We start from the raw sequence: 350 nt of genomic DNA on the forward strand, positions 1-350 counted from the left end.
ACCATTTATGGATTAGCGTCGTACTTCTACAGTCAGAACATTCATCGAGTATGGAACATCGCAGAGGCACTTGAGTACGGTATGGTGGGTATTAATGATGGCCTGATCTCAACCGAAGTCGCGCCTTTCGGTGGCGTGAAACAATCAGGTATTGGCCGTGAAGGTGCGAAAGAAGGCATCGATGAGTACATGGACATTAAGTATCTTTGCTTTGGCGGAAAATAAGGTTGGTAGTAACTAAGTTCTGGCAGTGATTAGGGCTCGGAAATAATTAAGTCTTAGTGATCACTAACCTGACCCACTTTCCACCTTTCCCTTCACAAAAATGAATCAAAAAAAAGGTTCATCGC

Annotated in this window: 1 protein-coding gene; it reads left to right on the plus strand. The window is 43.7% G+C overall.

The features are described from left to right. Positions 1–225, plus strand: a 225-nt coding sequence (locus tag AB4512_RS22375) for an aldehyde dehydrogenase family protein (RefSeq protein ID WP_372175729.1), incomplete at its 5' end; no start/stop codon positions are given. Between the last annotated feature and the right edge of the window lie 125 nt (positions 226–350).

The sequence above is a fragment of the Vibrio sp. 10N.222.52.B7 genome, from assembly GCF_041474275.1.
GTDB classification, from domain to species: domain Bacteria; phylum Pseudomonadota; class Gammaproteobacteria; order Enterobacterales; family Vibrionaceae; genus Vibrio; species Vibrio crassostreae_C.